The sequence below is a fragment of the Desulforadius tongensis genome, assembly GCF_016907915.1.
Classification (GTDB): domain Bacteria; phylum Bacillota; class Desulfotomaculia; order Desulfotomaculales; family Desulfohalotomaculaceae; genus Desulforadius; species Desulforadius tongensis.
Map to the genome: position 1 here is coordinate 25,187 of NZ_JAFBCW010000005.1, position 18,468 is coordinate 43,654.

The following is an 18,468-nucleotide window of genomic DNA, read 5'->3' on the forward strand; positions in this document are numbered from 1 at the left end:
GATAACATGATGACCCAGGAAGAAATTCAAGCCTTTATGGAAAAACTGCAGCAGTCAAAGGATGAATCTAGGGAAGAAGAAAAGGGGGAAGGCGCCGTTAAACCGGTGCGCTTCCCTCCCATTAAACCTGAAGGTATTCGAGAAATTAAGTCCAGTTTAGTTCATTTTGAAGATATTACGGTAAAAATTTATGCTGAGCTGGGGCAGACCAGTATAAAAATTAAGGACCTGTTAAATCTTGAAGCCGGGTCGGTGCTGGAGCTGAACAAAGCTGCCGGTGAGTCGGTGGATGTGTATATCAATGACAGGCACTTTGCCCGGGGTGAAATTCTGGTTACCAATGATTACTTTGCGGTGCGTTTAAATAAGATTCTGCGGCCCGGTCACAAATTGTCTGAAAGGGTTCAGGAAGGTAAATAATATTATTATGGATAAAGAAGTTCTGTATGCCTTTGTTAGAACGCTGCTGGCCCTGCCGCTGGTTTTGGTGCTGGCCTATTTGTTAATTAAGTACGGTATTGCCCGCCGGGGAACGGTTTATACCGGGGGACACCGCCGCAGGATGCGGGTGGTGGAACAGATGCCGCTGGGGGCTAAGGGCTGGCTCAGCCTGGTGGAGGTGGGCGGGAGGTATTACCTGCTGGCCCATTCTGAAAATGGATTTACGCTGGTAAAAGAGTATGATTCTTTACCGGAGGTCATAGAAAGGGGCGGGCTGAACCATTCGCTGCCCAGTTTTCACCAAATTTTAAAGGGTAAATTAAAACCGGGTGCCGGCCGGACAAGGAAAGAAGAAACAGAAGGAGATAATGGCCGTGAGGGTTAAGCTGCTGGTTTTATTGGTGCTTGTGGCTGTAATTAATTTCATTTCGCTGCCGGTGGAGGCTGCGCCGCTGCCGGGTGTTGATTTAACTATTCAACCAACGGATCAACCGGAAGAGGTTGTGGGAACGGTAAAACTGCTGCTGCTTTTAACGGTTTTGTCGCTGGTTCCGGCATTTTTAATGATGCTCACTTCTTTCACCCGCATAGTGGTGGTGCTTTCTTTTCTGCGGCAGGGCCTGGGTACGCAGCAGACTCCTCCCAACCAGGTATTAATTGGCCTGGCACTGTTTTTAACCGTCTTTATCATGGCACCGGTATACAATGAAATAAATGAACGGGCAGTGCAGCCTTTTTTGAACAATGAAATTAATCAGCAGCAGGCGGCGGAAAGGGCCGCTGAACCTTTAAAGGAATTTATGGCCAAACAGACCAGGGAAAAGGATTTGGCTTTGTTTGTAAGCCTGTCGGGCATGGATAGACCGAAGAACATAAGCGACGTACCCCTCACCACATTGGTTCCGGCTTTTATTATCAGTGAATTGAAGACAGCTTTTTTAATCGGTTTCCTGCTGTATGTACCTTTTCTGGTTATCGATATGGTAATTGCCAGTACGCTGATGTCTATGGGGATGTTTATGCTGCCGCCGGTGATGATATCCCTGCCCTTTAAACTGCTTTTGTTTGTGATGGTGGATGGCTGGTATCTGGTGGTTAAATCGCTGGTGGAGAGCTTTAGGTGATGCCGGCGGGAATTAGGCAGGGAGGTAGCTGGATATGAGTGAAACGGAGATTATCCATATTACCCGGGAAGCACTGATGATGGTGGTTATTTTGGCCGCCCCGGGTTTGGCTGTGGCTATGCTGGTGGGTTTGTTCGTGGGCATATTTCAGGCCACCACCCAAATCCAGGAACAAACGCTGGCCTTTGTACCTAAAATTATTGCTGTGTTTGTGACTTTAATCATTATCTCCGGTTGGTTGATGAAGGTTATGGCCGGTTATACCCACCAGCTGTACGCTCAAATACCTAACATCGTGCGCTAGGGGTGAATGTTTTGCCCGATTTGTCAATTTTGCCGGTTTTTATGCTGGTATTTACCCGCTGTTCCGCTTTTTTGGTTGCCAGTCCATTGTTTGCCATTCCCGGTATCCCGCCGGTGGTAAAAAGCGGCTTTGCATTTATACTGGCGGTTATAATTTATCCTTTGGCCGCCCGGCCGGGGCTGACCGCGGCCGACAGCCTGTGGGGTTACGGTTTGATGGTTCTCAGTGAGGCGGCGGTGGGCTTGGCCATGGGAATTGTTTGTACAATGGTTTTTAATGCCCTGCGCATGGCCGGTCAAATGATTGACCTGCAGATTGGTTATGCCATGTCTCAAATGATGGACCCGGTGAGCGGGTCGATGAACACTCTTTTGGGACGTTTTTTATACTTTTTATCACTGGCTGCCCTTCTTTGTATGGACGGCCATCACGGGCTGATATGGGGACTGGCTAAAAGTTATCAGGTGCTGCCGTTAAATTCCGCGGAGATGAGCGGTGATGTGGCGGTTTTTGTCATCCGGGTGTTTGCCGACACCATTACCATGGCTTTAAAGGTGGCCATCCCGGTAATCAGCGTTCTTTTAATGACTGACATAGCTTTGGGTGTAATGGGGCGCACCGCTCCCCAGATGAATATTTTTATGCTTGGTTTTCCCTTTAAAATTATGCTGGGCTTGGTTTCTTTAGCGGTGTTATTACCCTTAATGGGGTCAATTTTGGCAGCGGTTTTTGACCGCATGCAGAAGGATTTAATACTACTGGTGAAAGGGTTGTCCTGATGGCATCATCTTCCGGCGGCCAGGAAAAAACGGAAAAGGCCACGCCCAAGAAACTGCAAGATGCCCGCAAAAAGGGTCAGGTACCCAAAAGTGCCGATTTTAATGCCGCGCTGTGCCTGTTGGCCGGTGTAATATATTTTTACATTTCCCGGGATACTTTGGCCCAGCAGGTCCAGGAGATGCTGAACCACTACTTTCATAATTATATTGTGGCTCCTCCCAGTGTGAACAGGTTAATGGATATATTTATCGGCACCATAGCAGGCGTTTTTGGCTTACTGGCACCGCTGTTTATTGTGCTGGTGGTGATTGCCCTGGGGGCCAATGTGGCCCAGTTTGGTTTTCTGTTTGCTCCCGAAGCCATTAAGCCAAAGATGTCTAAGTTAAATCCCATTGAGGGTTTAAAGAAAAAGTTCAGCACCCGCACCCTTTTTGAACTGCTCAAGGCTCTGCTGAAGGTGTTTGTGATGGGTGTGGTGGTGTTTTGCGTGGCCAAAGTGAAATACGGCCAGATGCTGAAATTGTTTTACGGGCCGCCGGTGTATCTTTTCCACAAGGTATTGGAGGCCCTGCTGGCAGTTCTGCTGTGGGGGGGAATAGCTTACCTGGCTATTGGTATTATAGATTTGATTTACCAGCGCTATGCCTTTCAAAAAGAAATGCGGATGACCAAACAGGAAGTAAAGGATGAGTACAAGCAGACGGAAGGTGACCCCCAGGTTAAAGCCTGGTTAAGGCGGCGCCAGCGGGAAATGCTGATGAACCTGGTGCAGCAGGAAGTGCCCAATGCCACAGTGGTGGTAACAAACCCCACTCACTACGCGGTGGCGCTGCGCTATGAAGCGGAGAAAGGAGATACAGCGCCCAAAGTGGTGGCCAAGGGGGCGGACTTCATGGCCAGGAAGATTAAAGAAATAGCAGAGGAAAATAACGTGCCGGTACAGGAAAATAAAGAAGTGGCCCGTTTTTTGTACCATAACGTGGAAATAGGCCAGGAAATACCGCCGCAGTTATACCAGGCGGTGGCGGAAATCCTGGCGGCGGTATACAGGTTAAATAGGTCATAAAGATGAGGTTGTTAATCATGCCAATGCCCAACTCCGTTCAGGTTAAGGATACTTTGAAAAGGAATAATGATATTGTAATTGCCGGCCTGATAATCGGCATTATTTTGCTGATTATTATTCCGCTGGGGCCCAATATGCTGGACTTTTTCTTAACTATCAGCATTACACTGGGCCTGGTAATTCTATTGATTACCATGTTTACCACCGAGCCGCTGCAGTTTTCTGTTTTTCCCAGTTTGCTGCTGGTGACCACATTATACCGGCTGGCCTTAAACATATCTTCCACCCGTTTAATTCTCGGTGATGCCGCTGCCGGTAAAGTAATTCAAGCCTTCGGCAGCTTTGTGGTGGGCGGCAGTTATGTTGTGGGGGCAGTGGTATTTATAATTATTACGGTAATTCAGTTTGTGGTTATTACCAACGGTTCCGGCCGGGTGGCCGAAGTAACCGCCCGTTTTACGCTGGATGCCATGCCCGGTAAACAAATGAGTATTGATGCCGATCTCAATTCCGGCTTGATTAGTGAAGATGAGGCCCGGGCCCGCAGGGAAAGGCTGCAGCGGGAGGCAGATTTCTTCGGGGCGATGGACGGTGCCAGTAAATTTGTCAAGGGTGATGCCATAGCCGGCATTGTAATAATTTTTATTAACATCATCGGCGGCTTGATAATTGGGATGGTGCAGCATGACATGACTTTAAGTGATGCCCTGACCACATATATAAAACTGACCATTGGTGATGGACTGGTGAGTCAAATCCCGGCCCTGCTGATTTCCACCGCTGCCGGTATATTGATTACCAGGGCCACATCGGAAAACAGTTTTGGTAAGGATTTATCCAGGCAGATTTTTAGCTTTCCGAAGGTTCTCGGCCTGGGGGCGGGGATACTTTTTGTCATCGGCCTGGTGCCGGCAATGCCCAGCTTTTTATTCTGGGCCCTTTCCGCCGGGTTGGGCTACAGTGCCTATGTCCTGCATAAAGAGAAAAAGCAAAAAGAAGCGGAAAAACAAGAAAGGGAGGCCCAGCAGGCGCAGGAACAAAGGCGTCAGCCGGAGAATGTATTAAACTACTTCCAGGTGGACCCGCTGGAAGTAGAAATTGGCTACAATTTGATCGCCCTGACCGATGAAAGCCAGGGGGGGGATCTGCTGCAGCGCCTGGCAGCGGTGCGGCGCCAGTGTGCCTCAGAACTGGGGATTTTGGTGCGCCCCATCCGCATTCGCGACAATATGCAGCTGCATCACAACCGGTACGAGATAAAAATTAGGGGAGTACCGGTGGCCGGGGGGGAACTGATGCCGGGACATTACCTGGCCATGGACCCCATAGGCCAAGCCGTTGATATAAAGGGTATAGAAACCACGGAACCCACATTTAACCTGCCGGCCTGGTGGATAGATGAAGCGGAGCGGGAAAAGGCAGAACTAAATGGGTTAACTGTTGTTGACTGCAGCACTGTGCTGGTTACTCACCTCACTGAAGTGATTAAATCCCATTCCGATGAACTGCTCGGCCGCCAGGAAGTTAAAGAACTGGTGGATATGGTGAAAGAAAGTTCACCGGCAGTGGTGGAGGAACTGGTGCCTGATTTAATGACCCTGGGCGAGATACAAAAGGTGCTGCAGAATCTGCTGCGCGAAAGGGTGCCGATTAAAGACCTGGTTACCATACTGGAAGCATTATCCGACGGGGCCCGTCTGAACAAAGATCCGGATTTTCTTACTGAGCACGTGCGCCAGTGCCTGGCCCGTACCATTACCCAGATGTATACCGGGCCGGATAAAAAATTAACGGTAATTACTTTACATCCTCACTGGGAGCAAAAAGTAGCCGATTCCATACAGCAAACCCAGCTGGGGCATTACCCGGTGCTGGAACCCGGTGCAGCTAATGATTTGCTGGATAAGCTGCAGAAAACACTGGAGAGAACAAACATGAAAGGTTTAAACCCGGTGCTGCTCTGCTCACCTAAAATAAGGCTGCCGCTGAGAAGAATGTTGGAGAGGTACCTGCCTAATTTGGCGGTAATATCGCTCAATGAAGTGATTTCAGGGGTTGAAGTTGAAGCGGTAGGGACGGTGAATCCTGATTAATGATCATTAAGAAGTATATTGTTGACGAAATGCAGCAGGCCATTCAGCAGATTAAAAGGGAATTGGGCCCGGAAGCAATTATTGTCAGCAGCCATAAAATTCGCGGCCGGGGAATAACAGGTTTTTTAAAAAGAAAAATTGAAGTTACAGCGGTATTGGATAAAAAAGAAAAAGAAGAAGATCTGAAAATTAAGGCAGTGAAGGAATTACCGCCCTCTACCCAGGTGCGGCCGGTGAAGGAAACAGCTGCACCGGCATCAAATGCAGGTATGAAGTCAGCGGGTAAAGAAGAAACCGGTGCGGTGGTTTACGATAACAGGGGTTTAGTGCGCAGCCGGCCAAAGGCTGAGGGCGGTGATTTGGCCCCCGGTCCCCTTCTGCCCACTGAATTTAAGCCGCTGCTGGAAGAAGAAATTATGAAATCCATGGAACAAAGGGAAAAGGGAATGCTGTTGAACATGCTGGAACAGCAGTTGGAGGAAATGGGTACTGTACAGGATAAGGAATTTAACCGGCGGTGGCTGAAAATTTTAACTGCCATTGATATTGACCGGGGTATTGCCCAGCAGCTTTTGAAGGACCTGGAGGGAATGGTGGCGGGGAGTGCCGCCGGCCGTTCCGATGATATGGCCCAGGTGGCATTAATTAACCGGGTGGCTGAGCTGTTAAAACCGGCTTATGAAAATTATGAGCGATCTAAAATTTTAGCTTTTGTAGGCCCGCCGGGAGTTGGTAAAACCACCACGCTGGCTAAGCTGGCCACCCGTTATAAACTGCTGGAGAATAAAAAGATTGCTTTGATTACCGTTTATACCTACCGTTACGGAACTGCCGAGCAGCTTAAAGTTTACGGCGATGCCATTGATGTGCCGGTGGAAGTGGTGATGACCCCTGCAGAATTGAGGCAGGCGGTGGAAAGCCACCGGGACAAGGATTATATTTTAATCGATACTGTAGGGCGTTCTTCTAAGAATACCGGGCAGGTGTTAGAATTAAAGGGGTTTCTTGAGGCCGTTAACGGGCCGAAAGAAATTTACCTGGTAATGGGTGCCGGTATCAAGGATAGAGATTTAATGAGGTTTATAAAGGATTTTCAAATGGTGCATTATACCGGGTACATTTTTACCAAGGTTGATGAAACTGAAACGCTGGGCTCAATGCTCAATGTGGTGTTGAGAACCGGTATACCGGTTTGTTATTATACCGGCGGGCAGAGTATTCCCGATGATATAGAGGATTTGCAGCCGCGGAAAATGGCGCAGCTGGTGTTCAGGAGTGTAGATAGTTATGCTGGGGATAATTAAAAAAAAAAGGTTAAATCTCAAAACAGCATTCCCACCGCCGGCCCCAGGGTTATTGCTGTCACCAGCGGTAAGGGAGGGGTGGGGAAAAGCAATGCTGCTTTAAATCTGGCCATAGCCCTGTCCTCCCTGGGGCAGAGGGTGGTTATCATAGATGCTGACCTGGGCATGGCTAACGTGGAAGTGCTGCTGGGAATAACTCCCCGCTACACTCTTTATGATTTTTTGTATCATAAAAAAGATTTAAATGAAATTTTAACCCCCGGTCCCGGGAATATAAGGATTATTTCCGGGGGCGTGGGACTGCTGGAGCTGGCTAATTTAGACAACAGGGCCATAAAAAGATTAAGGGATTCCATGTATCATTTTGACAGCGGTGTTGACGTGGTGCTGGTGGATACCGGTGCCGGGATTAATAAAAATGTGCTGGCCTTCGTGGGGGCGGCCCAGGAAGTGATAATAGTGGTCACTCCCGAACCCACTTCTATTACCGATGCTTACGGTTTAATAAAGGTGCTGGCCAGTTACAATGTGCACAATGAAGTTAATGTACTGGTAAACAGGGCTGCTAAACGGCAGGAAGCCGGCGATACCTTTTATAAACTAAAAATAACGGCCCAGCACTATTTACCAAATGTTGATATTAAATACCTGGGGTCTATACCGGAGGACAAAAATGTAATTAGAGCAGTAAAGGATCAACGACCCTTTGTGTTATACCAACCAGCCACCCCGGCCAGCAGGGCGGTGAGGGCGGTGGCGGAACAGCTTGCTGGCGGGGTTCAGAAAGAAAGGGGCGGCTTTTTCGACTTTTTCAGCCGCCTAACCCGGTTATTCAACTAGGGGGTAACTGATGAATATCGAGCAATATAAAATCGGGCAGAAAATAACAGTGGTGAGAAAAAGTGATACCAAAGGGGTTGAATATAACTCAACCATTCAAAATATAAAAAATGATTTTTTGTACATAAGCGTACCTTACAATGAGGAAAGACCGCTGATACTGATACGCAATGAGAAAGTATTGATAAAGTATGTGGCTAAAAGTGCAGCCTACAGGTTTACTTCCAGTTATGCCGGCACTTACAAGGAGAGTGAATCTCTCCGGTTATACAAATTTACCGCACCCAGGGAAGAGGATATTGAAAGAATTCAAATGCGGGGATTTGTACGGGTACCGGTATCTATGGAGGTGCAGTACCTGCTGCCTGACAGTGAAGAACCCCGGAAGGGATTGTCAGTGGATCTCAGCGCCGGTGGCATGAAACTGGCCACTAAAAGCAGGTTGGAGGTTAATACCGAGTTAGATTTATACTTTCAACTGCCCAGTAAGAAACAGGTGCTGCACATGCCGGTGAGAGCCAAGGTGCTGAGATGTGAGCTGGTTAATGATGAAACCAAGGTTTACCATGCCGGTTTAAAATTCCTCAACGTGCATCGTAAAATGGAAGATACAATTTGTTCCTTTGTATTTGAGAAGCAGATGGAACAACGCCGCAGGCGGTAAACTGGAAGTGAGGCCATGGAACTGGATAAACTGTGGAAAGAGTTTTTAACTGGCCGCAATGACGAAGCCAGAAAAAAATTAATATTAAACTACCTGCCGCTGGTAAAAAATATTGCCGGGCGGTTGGCGGTGAGAACACCGTACTTTATGCAGCAGGATGACCTGGAAAGCTGCGGGGTAATAGGCTTGATGGAGGCGGTTGATAAATACGACCCGTCTTTAGGGGTAAACTTTGAAACCTTTGCCTACCAGCGTATCAGAGGGGCTATGATTGACGAGCTGCGCCGTCAAAGCTGGGTTCCCCGCACGCTGTGGCAGCGTCAGCAGGCTGTTAAAGCAGCCAGGGAAAGATTGGAAAGCAGCGGGCAAACCGTTACTGAAGAAACACTGGCCAGGGCTGCCGGCTTATCCCTGAATGAACTGAGGCAGATATTAAGGCAGTCCAGTGCCGTTCAAGTTTGCTCGCTGGATGATGAAATATACACCAGTGAAGGGGATGTCACCCGCCGCTGTGAGCTGGTGGAAGATATTAACAGCCCGGATCCGCTGAAAATGATTAATGATTTGGAAGACAAGGAAATGCTGGTACGGGCCATCGAAGCCTTAAGGGAAAGGGATAAGCTGGTTCTGGCTTTATACTATCAAGAGGGCTTAACCCTGAAAGAAATTGGCAAAGTAATGTCCGTTTCAGAATCCAGGGTTTGCCAGCTGCACAGCGCGGCGATAAAAAAGTTACGGCAGCAGCTGGAGAAAATACAGAATTAATTTTCAAAACCGGTGGTGAAAATATTGTTTAGAGGAATATACACCACACTCAGTGGTATGGATGTCCAGCAGGCCAGATTAAACGTGATAACCAACAACCTGGCCAATATAAACAGCAACGGTTATAAGCGAGAACATTTAATATCAAAAACCTTTGGCGAATATTTACTTGGCTACCAAAGCCCCCATACCCGGGGGACGACCCCTGTTGGTAATTTAAACATGGGAAGTGCCGTTTCCCAGGTGGTTACCAGGATGGACCAGGGGCCGCTGGTAAACACCGGCAGGTTTACAGATATTGCCCTGGACGGGGAGGGATATTATGTAGTGAAAGTTGTTTCCGGCCCGGGAGGAGAGCAGCAGTTATATACCAGGGAAAGCTCTTTTGCCGTGGACAATGAAGGCTATTTAATTACCTCCCGGGGGGACCGGGTGCTGGGAAAATCGGGAGAAATAAAAATTGGCAGCGGTGAGTTTGCCGCTGCCGCTGACGGGACAATAACAAAAGATGGTAAAACTATTGATCAGCTGCAAATTGTGGAATTTGTCGATAGCGGTAAGTTAAGGAAAGTGGGAGAAGAATACTTTTCCGCCACCGCTGATGCGGAAATTAAAAATGAAAGCCAGCTCACCACGCAGGTGAGGCAGGGCTTTGTAGAAAAATCCAATGTGGATGTGGTTAAAGAAATAACTGATATGATAACGGTGCTGCGAACCTATGAAGCTAATCAAAAAATGATTCAAACCCAGGATGAACTGCTGGGTAAAGCAGTTAACCAGGTGGGCAGATTAAGGGGATAACTTATTGATTAGCGAAGAATAAACTGGGAGTGAATGCGGTGCTTAAAACAATACAATCCGGCCGCTCGGGGCTGCTGGCCCAGCAGCTGCAGATGGCGGCCATAGGCAATAACCTGGCCAACATCAATACCAGCGGTTACAAAAGGGATGAAACAAAATTTGCAGAATTGGTGCGCCAAAAGATGGGTAACACCGGAATTCCGGTACTGCCCGGCGGTGAAGAACAGATACCGGAAGTGGGCGGCGGTGTTCAGCTGGTGGAAATGGGAAAGGCGTTTGAACAGGGAGATTTACAAAAAACCGGCCGCCCCCTGGATTTGGCCATTGAAGGTGAGGGCTTTTTTGGTTTGAAAAAACCGGGCGGTGAAACTGTTTATACCAGGAGCGGGTCCTTTTCACTAATTGACGGGCGCATTGTCAATGCCGCCGGCTGTGAACTTTTAATGACCAAAGATGGTAAACCGGTAAAAGAAAAGGACCTGGAAAAATTAAAAACCGCCGGTGAGATATTAGTGGAAAGGGATGGCCGGGTAACCGCTGTGAACAGTAAAGGACAGCGGGAAGTGGTGGGTGAAATTAAACTGTACCGTTTTGAGAACCCTCGGGCTTTAATTCCGGCAGGGCAGAACATGTTTACAGCGCAGCCGGGCGGTGAAGTACCCAAGGAAATAACCGGTAAGATACACCAGGGTTACCTGGAAAAATCTAATGTTGATATAATTAAAGAGATGACTAAATTAATTGAAGCGCAAAAGGCATACTCTTTTAATGCCCGGTCTATAAAAACAGCTGATCAGATGTGGAGTATGGCCAATAACTTACGCAGGTAAAATAAAAAATGGTGAAGGAGTCCGTTAATGCAGCCAGCAAAAGCATTAAGAGAGATACAGGTTGGCATAGCTGATTACAAAGTAGCAGCAGCCCCCAATAAAATAATCACTTTAGGCCTTGGTTCTTGTGTGGGTGTAACACTTTACGATCCCAAAATCAAGGTGGGGGGATTATTACATATTATGCTTCCGGACAGTACGCAGTTTAAAAATGTGAATAAGCCGGCTAAATTTGCAGACCTGGGAATCCCTTTAATACTGGAGGAGTTAGAACGAAAGGGGGCAGTTAAAACCCGCCTGCAGGCTAAACTGGCCGGAGGAGCCCAAATGTTTTCCGGGATGGATAAAAAATTTATACTAAATATTGGCCAGAGAAATGCGGAAATGACCCGTAAAATTTTAAAATCCCTAGGAATTAAAATACTGGCTGAAGAACTGGGAGGCAACCGCGGCCGAACCATGATATTGGATTTAAACAGCGGCGTGGTAACCATTCGCACCATAGGTTCCCCAATTAAAGAGATATAACAGGACAAGGAGATATCAGCATGGATTTTATGGAATTTAAAAACCGGGTATATAAAACATTTGGCCTCGATTTACACAGTTACAAGGAAAACCAGCTGCAGAGAAGATTAAATAACCTGCTGGTTAGAAAAAAATTATCCGGTTTTGGGGAGTATTTTAATATCATATCCCAAAACAGGCAGGAATATACCAATTTTTTAGATTACCTAACCATCAATGTGTCGGAGTTTTTTCGCGATGTTAAAATGTTTAAAATATTGGAAGATAAGGTACTGCCGGAACTGCTTCTTCGGAACAGTAAATTAAAAATATGGAGTGCGGCCTGCTCCATTGGTGCTGAGCCGTACTCGGTGGCAATTATACTGGATGAGCTGACTCCCGGTAGAGTACATCAAATAGAGGCCACCGATTTGGATCAAAACATTTTGCAGCGGGCAAAGGAAGGTAAATACAATGCTGATGCTGTTAAAAATGTTACCGCTGACCGGTTAAGCAAGTATTTTGTAAAACAGGGGGATAAATATTTAATTAGTCCACAAATTAAAAATAAAGTTCAGTTCCGCCAGCATGACCTGCTGAAGGATAATTATCCCAGGGGGTATGACTTAATCCTCTGCCGGAATGTAACCATTTATTTTACCCGGCAGGCGCAGGAAAAAGTAAACCGGAGATTTGTGCAGTCATTAAAGCCGGGAGGATGCCTGTTCATCGGTGGAAGTGAAACCATTTTTAACTATGCCGAGCTGGGACTGGACAAAATATCCCCGTGCTTTTATAGAAAGGTAACCCGTGTATAAAAGGGAAAAGGGGTTGAGTTAGTGGTAGATAACGACAACAAGTTAACAGCCGATCAGTTGGATGTGTTAAAGGAAATTGGTAATATTGGGCTTGGTAATGCGGCCACCTCGCTGGCACAAATGTTAAACAAACGCATAGATATGAGCGTGCCGGAAACAAAGTTTGTATCGCTGGAAGAGGCGATGAATCTTGTCGGCGGGTTGGAAGAAATAGTTGCCTGTGCTACACTACGTATTGAAGGGGATGTGCCGGCGCAAGTTTTATTTGTTTTCAACAATGACAGTGCCCTGTATTTGGTTGATATGCTGATGGGTATGGAAAAGGGTACCACCAAGCAGTTGGATGAGATGGGAGAGTCGGTGGTAAAGGAAATAGCCAATGTTTTAACCGGGTCTTTTCTTAATGCCATTGGTACCATGACTCAGTTAAACATGGTGCCCCAAGTTCCCATGTTTGCATATGATATGCTGGGTGCCGTTTTAAGTACTTCACTGGTGGCAGGTGGCTATATTGAAGAAAACATTTTAATGATAGAAACAGTGTTATTTGAGGAGTATAACTACATTAAGGGGCATTTCTTTTTCATAACCGAAGAGCAGTCATTAAACAAACTTTTTAACGCGCTTGGACTAACAATCAATTAATAGGGGGAAGAACAGTGAGTAAGAAAATTCTTATTGTAGACGACGCATCCTTTATGAGAATGATGATTAAAAATATTGTTACCAAAGCAGGATTTGAAGTGGTGGCAGAGGCAGAAAACGGTGCTGTGGCTGTGGAAATGTATAAAAAACATAACCCGGACTTGGTAACGATGGATATTACCATGCCGGAAATGGACGGTATACAGGCCGTTAAGGCCATTCGGCAGATAGACCCCAACGCCAACATTATTATGTGTAGTGCCATGGGACAGCAGTCCATGGTTATGGAGGCTATTCAGGCGGGAGCTAAAGATTTCATAGTAAAACCGTTCCAGCAGGATCGTATTTTACAAGCTGTGGAAAGGGTATTGAACAGGTAGGTTTACCGGGAAAAAGGGGGGAGCTCTGTGAAGGATGTACTGTCACAGGCAGAAATAGACTCCCTGTTAGAAGGTTTGTCAAGGGGAGATTTTACAGCAGAACAGATAGAAGAGGATACCGAACAGCAGAAGCTGAAAACCTATGACTTCCGGCGTCCCAACAAGTTCTCTAAAGAGCATCTGCGGACGCTGCAGGTGCTGCATGAAAGCTATGCCCGGTTGATCAGCAACTACCTGTCAGGAATTTTAAACTCTGACATTAACGTTGAAGTGGCATCGGTGGGACAGTTTACATATGAGGAGTTTACTCGCTCGGTGGTAACACCTACCCTGTTAACGGTATTTAAGTTCAGCGCCCATAAGGGGAATGCGGTAATGGAAACCAACCCGCATTTCTTGATGCCGTTAATTGACCTGCAGCTTGGCGGAGCTGGGGAAATGCCCGCCAATTTAAGGGAACTTACCGACATTGAACTTTCAGTGGCTGTTAAAATCATTGAGAAGCTGCTTAATCAATTAACTGTCATTTGGAAGGATATTATAAAAGGTGAACCTGAAATTGTATCCACAGAAACTAACCCTCACTTACACCAGCTTTTATCGCCCAATGACATTGTACTGGTGATAACTTTTTCCACCGTTGTGGGAGAAGAAAACAGGGGGCTTGTAAACTTATGCCTGCCCTATAACTTTTTAGAGCCGGTGTTATCCAAGTTTTCAGTAAATCAATTTACTCAAATATTTAACGAGCGGGAGCAGGAGGATATTAATGCCCTGGAGTACTGGCTTAAGTCATCCGATGTGGAATTAAATGTAACGGTGGGTGATGGAAGTATTTCCGTGCGGCAGTTTTTGGACCTGGATGTGGGGGATGTAATACTGCTGGATAGGCAGCAGGGACAGGATTTTGACCTGTACGTTCAGGACCGGCTGAAATTTAAAGTACAGCCGGGCCGAATAGGAAATAAAATGGCAGCCCAGGTTGTATCACTGGCGGAGGAGGCGTGGGAGTTTGACGAATGATAATCTGTTGAACCAGGAAGAAATTGATATGCTGATGAAGGCCCAGATGGATGATGAAGTGGAAGGTGAAAATGAGGTTTTGTCCGCTGGGGAGACGGCAGCTGATAAAACGGGGTCCAAGGAAGATGTGTTAACAATAGAAGAGAAGGACGCCCTGGGGGAAATCGGCAATATATCCATGGGATCCGCCTCCACTACCCTATCTGAGCTGCTGGGTCAAAAGGTTAATATAACCAGTCCCCGGGTGTGGGTGGCCAGTAAAAGGGAGCTTATTGAAGGGTTTACCGTACCTTACCTGTCCATTAAGGTGGACTTTATAGAAGGTATAGAAGGTTTTAATTTATTGATTATGAAACTTCCCGATGCCCTGGTAATTGCCAACCTGATGATGGGCGGAGACGGCAGCCCGGAGCACGAGGAACTGACGGAAATGGAAGTCAGCGCTGCTTCAGAGGCAATGAACATGATGATAGGTGCTGCTTCCACTTCTTTATCCCAAATGTTTGATAAAACGATTAATATCTCCCCGCCGGAACCCGCCGTGTTAAAGGATCAAAATGATGCCAAGATCAGGGAACCGCTGAACCAAATAAGTGATGATACAAATTTGGTGATTGTTTCTTTTAAGATGACCATTGGTGATCTGGTTGATACCGAAATAATGCAGATTATGGGGGTGGAAACGGCCCGGGAGCAGGCGTCACTTCTGCTGCAGAGTTTAGGCGGCACGGAGATGGAAAACCCGGAACCGCCGGCGGAAAAGACAGAAATAGACAGCAGTGAACTGAATGAAATAATTGATTCTTTACCCGCTGAACAAGAAAAACAGCCCGGTGCCGCGCAGCCCGCAGCAGCACCGCAGCCGGCAGCCCAGGTGCCCGGGCCGGGCCAGTACGCGGGAGAGGTTCCCCGCAATTTGGACTTGATACTGGATATTCCCCTTAAGGTGCAGGTGATACTGGGGCGAACCAAAAAACCTATTAAAGAGGTATTAAATGTTGGTCCCGGTACAGTGTTAGAGCTGGATTCCCTGGCCGATGAACCGGTGGAGATTCTGGTTAACGGGACACTGGTGGCTGAAGGGGAAGTGGTGGTGGTGAACGAAAATTTTGGTGTTAAAATTACCAATATAATCAGCCCCACCGAGCGGATACAGAGGCTGGCCGGCAGAAATTAGGGTAAAATAATGAAAATGTTAATACATAAGGAAAACTAAGGCTCACGCTTTGTTAATAAGTTAACGTGAGCCAAGTTTTTTTAGCTTACAATTTATTTATCACCAGCCCGGTAATTAATTTCGGGTAGAAATATGTGCTTTTGGGAGGCATTTTTTCCCCGCCGATGGCTATGGCGGTGAACTCATCCAGCAGGGTGGGGTTCATAAAGAATACCGCCTGGTATTTTCCGCTGTCTACTAATTCTAAAGCTTCAATTTCATTTCTGGTATAAGTGATATTTTTTTCGTCGGCCAGCTGTTCCCCGCCGATGTTTAAAAGACGTTCTAGAATTGCTTTATGCAGCACCGATACGTCCAGTCCCTGCCAGGCCGGTGATTTTTCCCGGGGCATTAACCTATCCCATGCTGTTTCGTTTTCCAGTGTAATGACATATCCCTGTCCTTTTCCGGCGTACAGGCCGAAGGCCCAGCGGTGGTCGATACCCATTCCCCGTGCCAATCCGCCTTTTTGAAAAACTAAATCGATAAATGCCTGCAGGTTATCCCCGCCGGGATGTACGGCAAATTCTTCAACAGTAAAGTCTTTTTTCAATTCCTTAATTAGTTTGGAAAGGTTAAAATGTTCCACGTTTTTAATCAAACGATGGGTGGGCTGTATTACCAGGCCCGGGTCGTATAAATTAACCAGCGTCATCATTACGTAATCGAAGGGTTTATCTCCCGGTTCCCCGGTTAACCCCAGTTCTTCCCGCTGGTGGTTGCGGTAGTTTAATGCCGTTTCGTAGCGGTGGTGCCCGTCGGCAATGAAAATGCGCTGCCGCTGCATGTTTTCCTGCACCTGTTTTATAACCCCGGCATCACTAATTACTGTTAAACGGTGGGTTATTTTTTCTTCGTCGACGAATTCTATATCCGGGGTGCTGCCTGCTGCTTTTTGTAGAATGCTGTCTACAGTGAACCCGGCATCGTTATAGAGACCGAAAATAGGGCTGAAGTTGGCCCGGCAGGCCTTCATCAAAGCCAGGCGGTCTTCCTTGTACTTGGGCATGGTTTCCTCGTGGGGCAGTACGATTCCCTTTTCGTAGGGTTCAATTTTTACAGCACAGATAAAGCCGCTGCGCACTTTCCTTTCCCCGTTAATTATGAATTCCTGCTGGTAGAGGTACAGTGCGGGCTTATCCTCCGGCACCAGCACTTTTTGCTGCAGCCAGCTGTTGAAGGCTGCAGAGGCCCGGGTATAACGGTTGTTTGTTTCGTCGTCGGTGGGGTAAGTTTTACCGCATTCCAAGCGGATGATGTTGTATGGATGCCTGTGGTAGTACCGCTGCTGGGCGGCGGGGCTGATTACGTCATAGGGCGGCGCAACCACTTTTGATAAATCATCTATTTTTTCCGGGTTGTAACGGATGCCCCGGATGGGTATGATTTTGGCCACTGCTGAGATCCCTCCTAAATATATTATTTACCTCCTGCTGAGCCCGGCAGCATCTGCCGGGTTTTTTCATTCCCTGGTATTATCCTCTGCGGAGGGGCCGGCATTGCTTTTCTTGGTCCACCGGTTTATATCCCGGTGATAATACTTTTGCATGGTATCTTTAAAGGCCTCCTCCAAATCTATATTCAGGGAATTGGCCATGCAGGCGACGATGAACAATATGTCGCCCAGTTCCAATGCCAGGCTGCCTTCTTCTTCAGTGGGCTTTTTAGGCTTTTCACCGTAGCGGTGATTAATTTCCCTGGCCAGTTCTCCCACTTCCTCGGTCATGCGGGCCAGCATGGACAGGGGGTGCCAGTAACCCTCTTCGAATTGGCTGATCCATTTGTGCACATCCCTTTGTACATCTTTAATTTCCACCGGGGTTCCTCCTTAATTGCTTAATTAAAATTAACATATCAAAGAATGCAGGTTTTTGCAAATTTGGCAGCCTTTGCCCTTCCCCCTGCTGCTGTATTGTACCGCTGCGGAGCTGTTAAAACGGTCATAAACATTGAATCCGGCTAATAATATTTAATTAAATTGCTAAAATGGGAGGAGTGTGGGTTGAGGTTGCCGCAATTTAGTTTAAACAGGTTCGGGGTAAATAAAAAAGTTGTGCTGCTGGCACTGGCTTTGGCAGTGATTGGAGCGGTGGTTTGGGGGGCTGCAGGTAGGAAAAGTTCTGCTCCGGTGGATCCCCAGCAGCTGCTGAACACCAGTCTGCAAAAAACACTGGCCAGTAAAAGCTACCGTTTTGAAATTTCCTGCCAGTTGGGTGCTAAGAAAGAACCGATCAGTAAAATAAAAGGGGAAAGGGTGGGGGAAGACCGGGTACATATAAAGGGTTCGCTGATCAACTCACCGGTGGAATTTGTGCAGTACAATGACAGCACCTTTATGAAAGACCCCTTTTCCGGCAGATGGCTGACTCTGCAGGGAAACCAGCTGGCTAAGGCGGAGTCCTTTATTATTGAGTTCAATCCCCTGGCCAATTTTAACTTTAAGGATGTACCGGAATTGAAATATGTGGGATGCCAGGAATTAGACGGGGAAAAATACCAGGTTTTGGAACTGGTGCCCAACGTAGAGCTGCCTTTTTTGGAAAACCAATTCAATACCTTTAAATATAAGCTGTGGATTAATCCCCGGGACCAGCGGATAAGCAGAGCGGTAATAAATGCCAGCCACAGCGGTAACGATCGTGCTTTAATGCAGATAGATTTAAAATTATATGATTACGATCAGGAAATAGATATTAAACCGCCGGTATGATACCCGGCCTAAAATAAAGTTATAAGAGGCTCATAACCGGGTCTCTTTTTTAGTTTGTGATAGGCATTCTGCGGATTTACCGCCTTAACCAGCTGGCCATTAAACCGGGGGAAGGGCACAAGAGCATTACTGCCGTATAGATATTTAAGAGGTTCCC

General features: G+C 47.0%; 22 protein-coding genes. 20 read left to right on the top strand and 2 right to left on the bottom strand.

The genetic code is table 11. The features are described from left to right. The first annotated feature begins 6 nt into the window (after positions 1-6). From fliN to fliY, 19 genes are read left to right on the top strand one after another with little or no spacing between them, the layout of a single operon-like run. A complete protein-coding gene (gene fliN, locus JOC37_RS02890) occupies positions 7-420 on the top strand; it encodes a flagellar motor switch protein FliN (RefSeq protein WP_204615846.1) in 414 nt (137 codons plus the stop codon). 7 nt (positions 421-427) lie between these two features. After that, entirely contained in the window at positions 428-826 is a 399-nt protein-coding gene (locus JOC37_RS02895; protein WP_204615848.1) for a FliO/MopB family protein, read from the top strand. After that, positions 810-1,565, top strand: coding sequence for a flagellar type III secretion system pore protein FliP (gene fliP, locus JOC37_RS02900; RefSeq protein WP_204615857.1), 756 nt, complete (start codon positions 810-812; stop codon positions 1,563-1,565). The genes JOC37_RS02895 and fliP overlap by 17 nt, the downstream gene beginning before the upstream one ends. 34 nt (positions 1,566-1,599) lie before the next feature. Then, on the top strand, positions 1,600-1,869 hold the full coding sequence (fliQ, locus tag JOC37_RS02905) for a flagellar biosynthesis protein FliQ (protein WP_204615859.1): 270 nt from the start codon (positions 1,600-1,602) through the stop codon (positions 1,867-1,869). A gap of 2 nt (positions 1,870-1,871) precedes the next feature. Beyond that, positions 1,872-2,648 carry a flagellar biosynthetic protein FliR gene (fliR, locus tag JOC37_RS02910; protein ID WP_338017329.1) on the top strand — a complete coding sequence of 259 codons (777 nt, stop codon included), beginning with the start codon at positions 1,872-1,874 and terminating at the stop codon, positions 2,646-2,648. Then, complete coding sequence (flhB, locus tag JOC37_RS02915; RefSeq protein WP_204615863.1) at positions 2,648-3,715, top strand: flagellar biosynthesis protein FlhB; 1,068 nt, start codon at positions 2,648-2,650, stop codon at positions 3,713-3,715. The genes fliR and flhB overlap by 1 nt, the downstream gene beginning before the upstream one ends. A 23-nt stretch (positions 3,716-3,738) precedes the next feature. Continuing rightward, the gene (flhA, locus tag JOC37_RS02920) at positions 3,739-5,808 is read left to right on the top strand and encodes a flagellar biosynthesis protein FlhA (protein ID WP_420797268.1); all 2,070 of its coding nucleotides are present in this window, start codon (positions 3,739-3,741) and stop codon (positions 5,806-5,808) included. After that, a complete protein-coding gene (gene flhF, locus JOC37_RS02925) occupies positions 5,808-7,112 on the top strand; it encodes a flagellar biosynthesis GTPase FlhF (protein ID WP_204615867.1) in 1,305 nt (434 codons plus the stop codon). Before flhA ends, flhF begins: the two co-directional genes overlap by 1 nt. A 51-nt stretch (positions 7,113-7,163) precedes the next feature. Beyond that, positions 7,164-7,952, top strand: coding sequence for a MinD/ParA family protein (locus tag JOC37_RS02930; protein WP_420797269.1), 789 nt, complete (start codon positions 7,164-7,166; stop codon positions 7,950-7,952). 10 nt (positions 7,953-7,962) lie between these two features. Continuing rightward, the gene (locus JOC37_RS02935) at positions 7,963-8,616 is read left to right on the top strand and encodes a flagellar brake protein (RefSeq protein WP_204615875.1); all 654 of its coding nucleotides are present in this window, start codon (positions 7,963-7,965) and stop codon (positions 8,614-8,616) included. Between the two features lie 15 nt (positions 8,617-8,631). Continuing rightward, on the top strand, positions 8,632-9,381 hold the full coding sequence (locus JOC37_RS02940; RefSeq protein WP_204615877.1) for a sigma-70 family RNA polymerase sigma factor: 750 nt from the start codon (positions 8,632-8,634) through the stop codon (positions 9,379-9,381). A 24-nt stretch (positions 9,382-9,405) separates the two neighbouring features. Continuing rightward, positions 9,406-10,182 (top strand): flagellar hook-basal body protein, encoded by a 777-nt coding sequence (locus JOC37_RS02945; RefSeq protein ID WP_204615879.1) that lies wholly within the window; start codon positions 9,406-9,408, stop codon positions 10,180-10,182. A 38-nt stretch (positions 10,183-10,220) separates the two neighbouring features. Then, entirely contained in the window at positions 10,221-11,012 is a 792-nt protein-coding gene (locus JOC37_RS02950) for a flagellar hook-basal body complex protein (protein WP_204615881.1), read from the top strand. Positions 11,013-11,039: 27 nt separating this feature from the next. Beyond that, positions 11,040-11,540: a chemotaxis protein CheD gene (locus tag JOC37_RS02955; protein WP_204615883.1), complete on the top strand. Its 501-nt coding sequence runs from the start codon at positions 11,040-11,042 to the stop codon at positions 11,538-11,540. Positions 11,541-11,560: 20 nt separating this feature from the next. Then, positions 11,561-12,337 (top strand): CheR family methyltransferase, encoded by a 777-nt coding sequence (locus JOC37_RS02960; protein WP_204615885.1) that lies wholly within the window; start codon positions 11,561-11,563, stop codon positions 12,335-12,337. A gap of 21 nt (positions 12,338-12,358) precedes the next feature. Further along, a complete protein-coding gene (locus JOC37_RS02965; RefSeq protein WP_204615887.1) occupies positions 12,359-12,982 on the top strand; it encodes a chemotaxis protein CheC in 624 nt (207 codons plus the stop codon). 14 nt (positions 12,983-12,996) lie between these two features. Continuing rightward, entirely contained in the window at positions 12,997-13,362 is a 366-nt protein-coding gene (locus tag JOC37_RS02970; RefSeq protein WP_204615889.1) for a response regulator, read from the top strand. Between the two features lie 27 nt (positions 13,363-13,389). Further along, the gene (gene fliM, locus JOC37_RS02975; protein ID WP_204615891.1) at positions 13,390-14,385 is read left to right on the top strand and encodes a flagellar motor switch protein FliM; all 996 of its coding nucleotides are present in this window, start codon (positions 13,390-13,392) and stop codon (positions 14,383-14,385) included. Continuing rightward, on the top strand, positions 14,375-15,562 hold the full coding sequence (fliY, locus tag JOC37_RS02980; RefSeq protein ID WP_204615898.1) for a flagellar motor switch phosphatase FliY: 1,188 nt from the start codon (positions 14,375-14,377) through the stop codon (positions 15,560-15,562). The genes fliM and fliY overlap by 11 nt, the downstream gene beginning before the upstream one ends. Before the next feature lie 85 nt (positions 15,563-15,647). Here fliY and JOC37_RS02985 read toward each other — a convergent pair whose 3' ends face one another. Together JOC37_RS02985 and JOC37_RS02990 are read right to left on the bottom strand one after the other, a co-directional pair. Continuing rightward, positions 15,648-16,997, bottom strand: a complete 1,350-nt coding sequence (locus tag JOC37_RS02985; protein ID WP_204615900.1) for a DUF1015 family protein — start codon at positions 16,995-16,997, stop codon at positions 15,648-15,650. A gap of 66 nt (positions 16,998-17,063) precedes the next feature. Further along, the gene (locus tag JOC37_RS02990; RefSeq protein ID WP_204615902.1) at positions 17,064-17,417 is read right to left on the bottom strand and encodes a nucleotide pyrophosphohydrolase; all 354 of its coding nucleotides are present in this window, start codon (positions 17,415-17,417) and stop codon (positions 17,064-17,066) included. Between the two features lie 186 nt (positions 17,418-17,603). Here JOC37_RS02990 and JOC37_RS02995 point away from each other — a divergent pair, with 186 nt between their 5' ends. Continuing rightward, complete coding sequence (locus tag JOC37_RS02995) at positions 17,604-18,311, top strand: LppX_LprAFG lipoprotein (RefSeq protein WP_204615909.1); 708 nt, start codon at positions 17,604-17,606, stop codon at positions 18,309-18,311. The last annotated feature ends 157 nt before the right edge of the window (positions 18,312-18,468 follow it).

Coding starts and splice junctions, on each gene's coding strand:
- fliN (WP_204615846.1), top strand. CDS start 7: ATGATGACCCAGGAAGAAATTCAAGCCTTTATGGAAAAACTGCAGCAG.
- JOC37_RS02895 (WP_204615848.1), top strand. CDS start 428: ATGGATAAAGAAGTTCTGTATGCCTTTGTTAGAACGCTGCTGGCCCTG.
- fliP (WP_204615857.1), top strand. CDS start 810: ATGGCCGTGAGGGTTAAGCTGCTGGTTTTATTGGTGCTTGTGGCTGTA.
- fliQ (WP_204615859.1), top strand. CDS start 1,600: ATGAGTGAAACGGAGATTATCCATATTACCCGGGAAGCACTGATGATG.
- flhB (WP_204615863.1), top strand. CDS start 2,648: ATGGCATCATCTTCCGGCGGCCAGGAAAAAACGGAAAAGGCCACGCCC.
- flhA (WP_420797268.1), top strand. CDS start 3,739: ATGCCCAACTCCGTTCAGGTTAAGGATACTTTGAAAAGGAATAATGAT.
- flhF (WP_204615867.1), top strand. CDS start 5,808: ATGATCATTAAGAAGTATATTGTTGACGAAATGCAGCAGGCCATTCAG.
- JOC37_RS02935 (WP_204615875.1), top strand. CDS start 7,963: ATGAATATCGAGCAATATAAAATCGGGCAGAAAATAACAGTGGTGAGA.
- JOC37_RS02940 (WP_204615877.1), top strand. CDS start 8,632: ATGGAACTGGATAAACTGTGGAAAGAGTTTTTAACTGGCCGCAATGAC.
- JOC37_RS02955 (WP_204615883.1), top strand. CDS start 11,040: ATGCAGCCAGCAAAAGCATTAAGAGAGATACAGGTTGGCATAGCTGAT.
- JOC37_RS02960 (WP_204615885.1), top strand. CDS start 11,561: ATGGATTTTATGGAATTTAAAAACCGGGTATATAAAACATTTGGCCTC.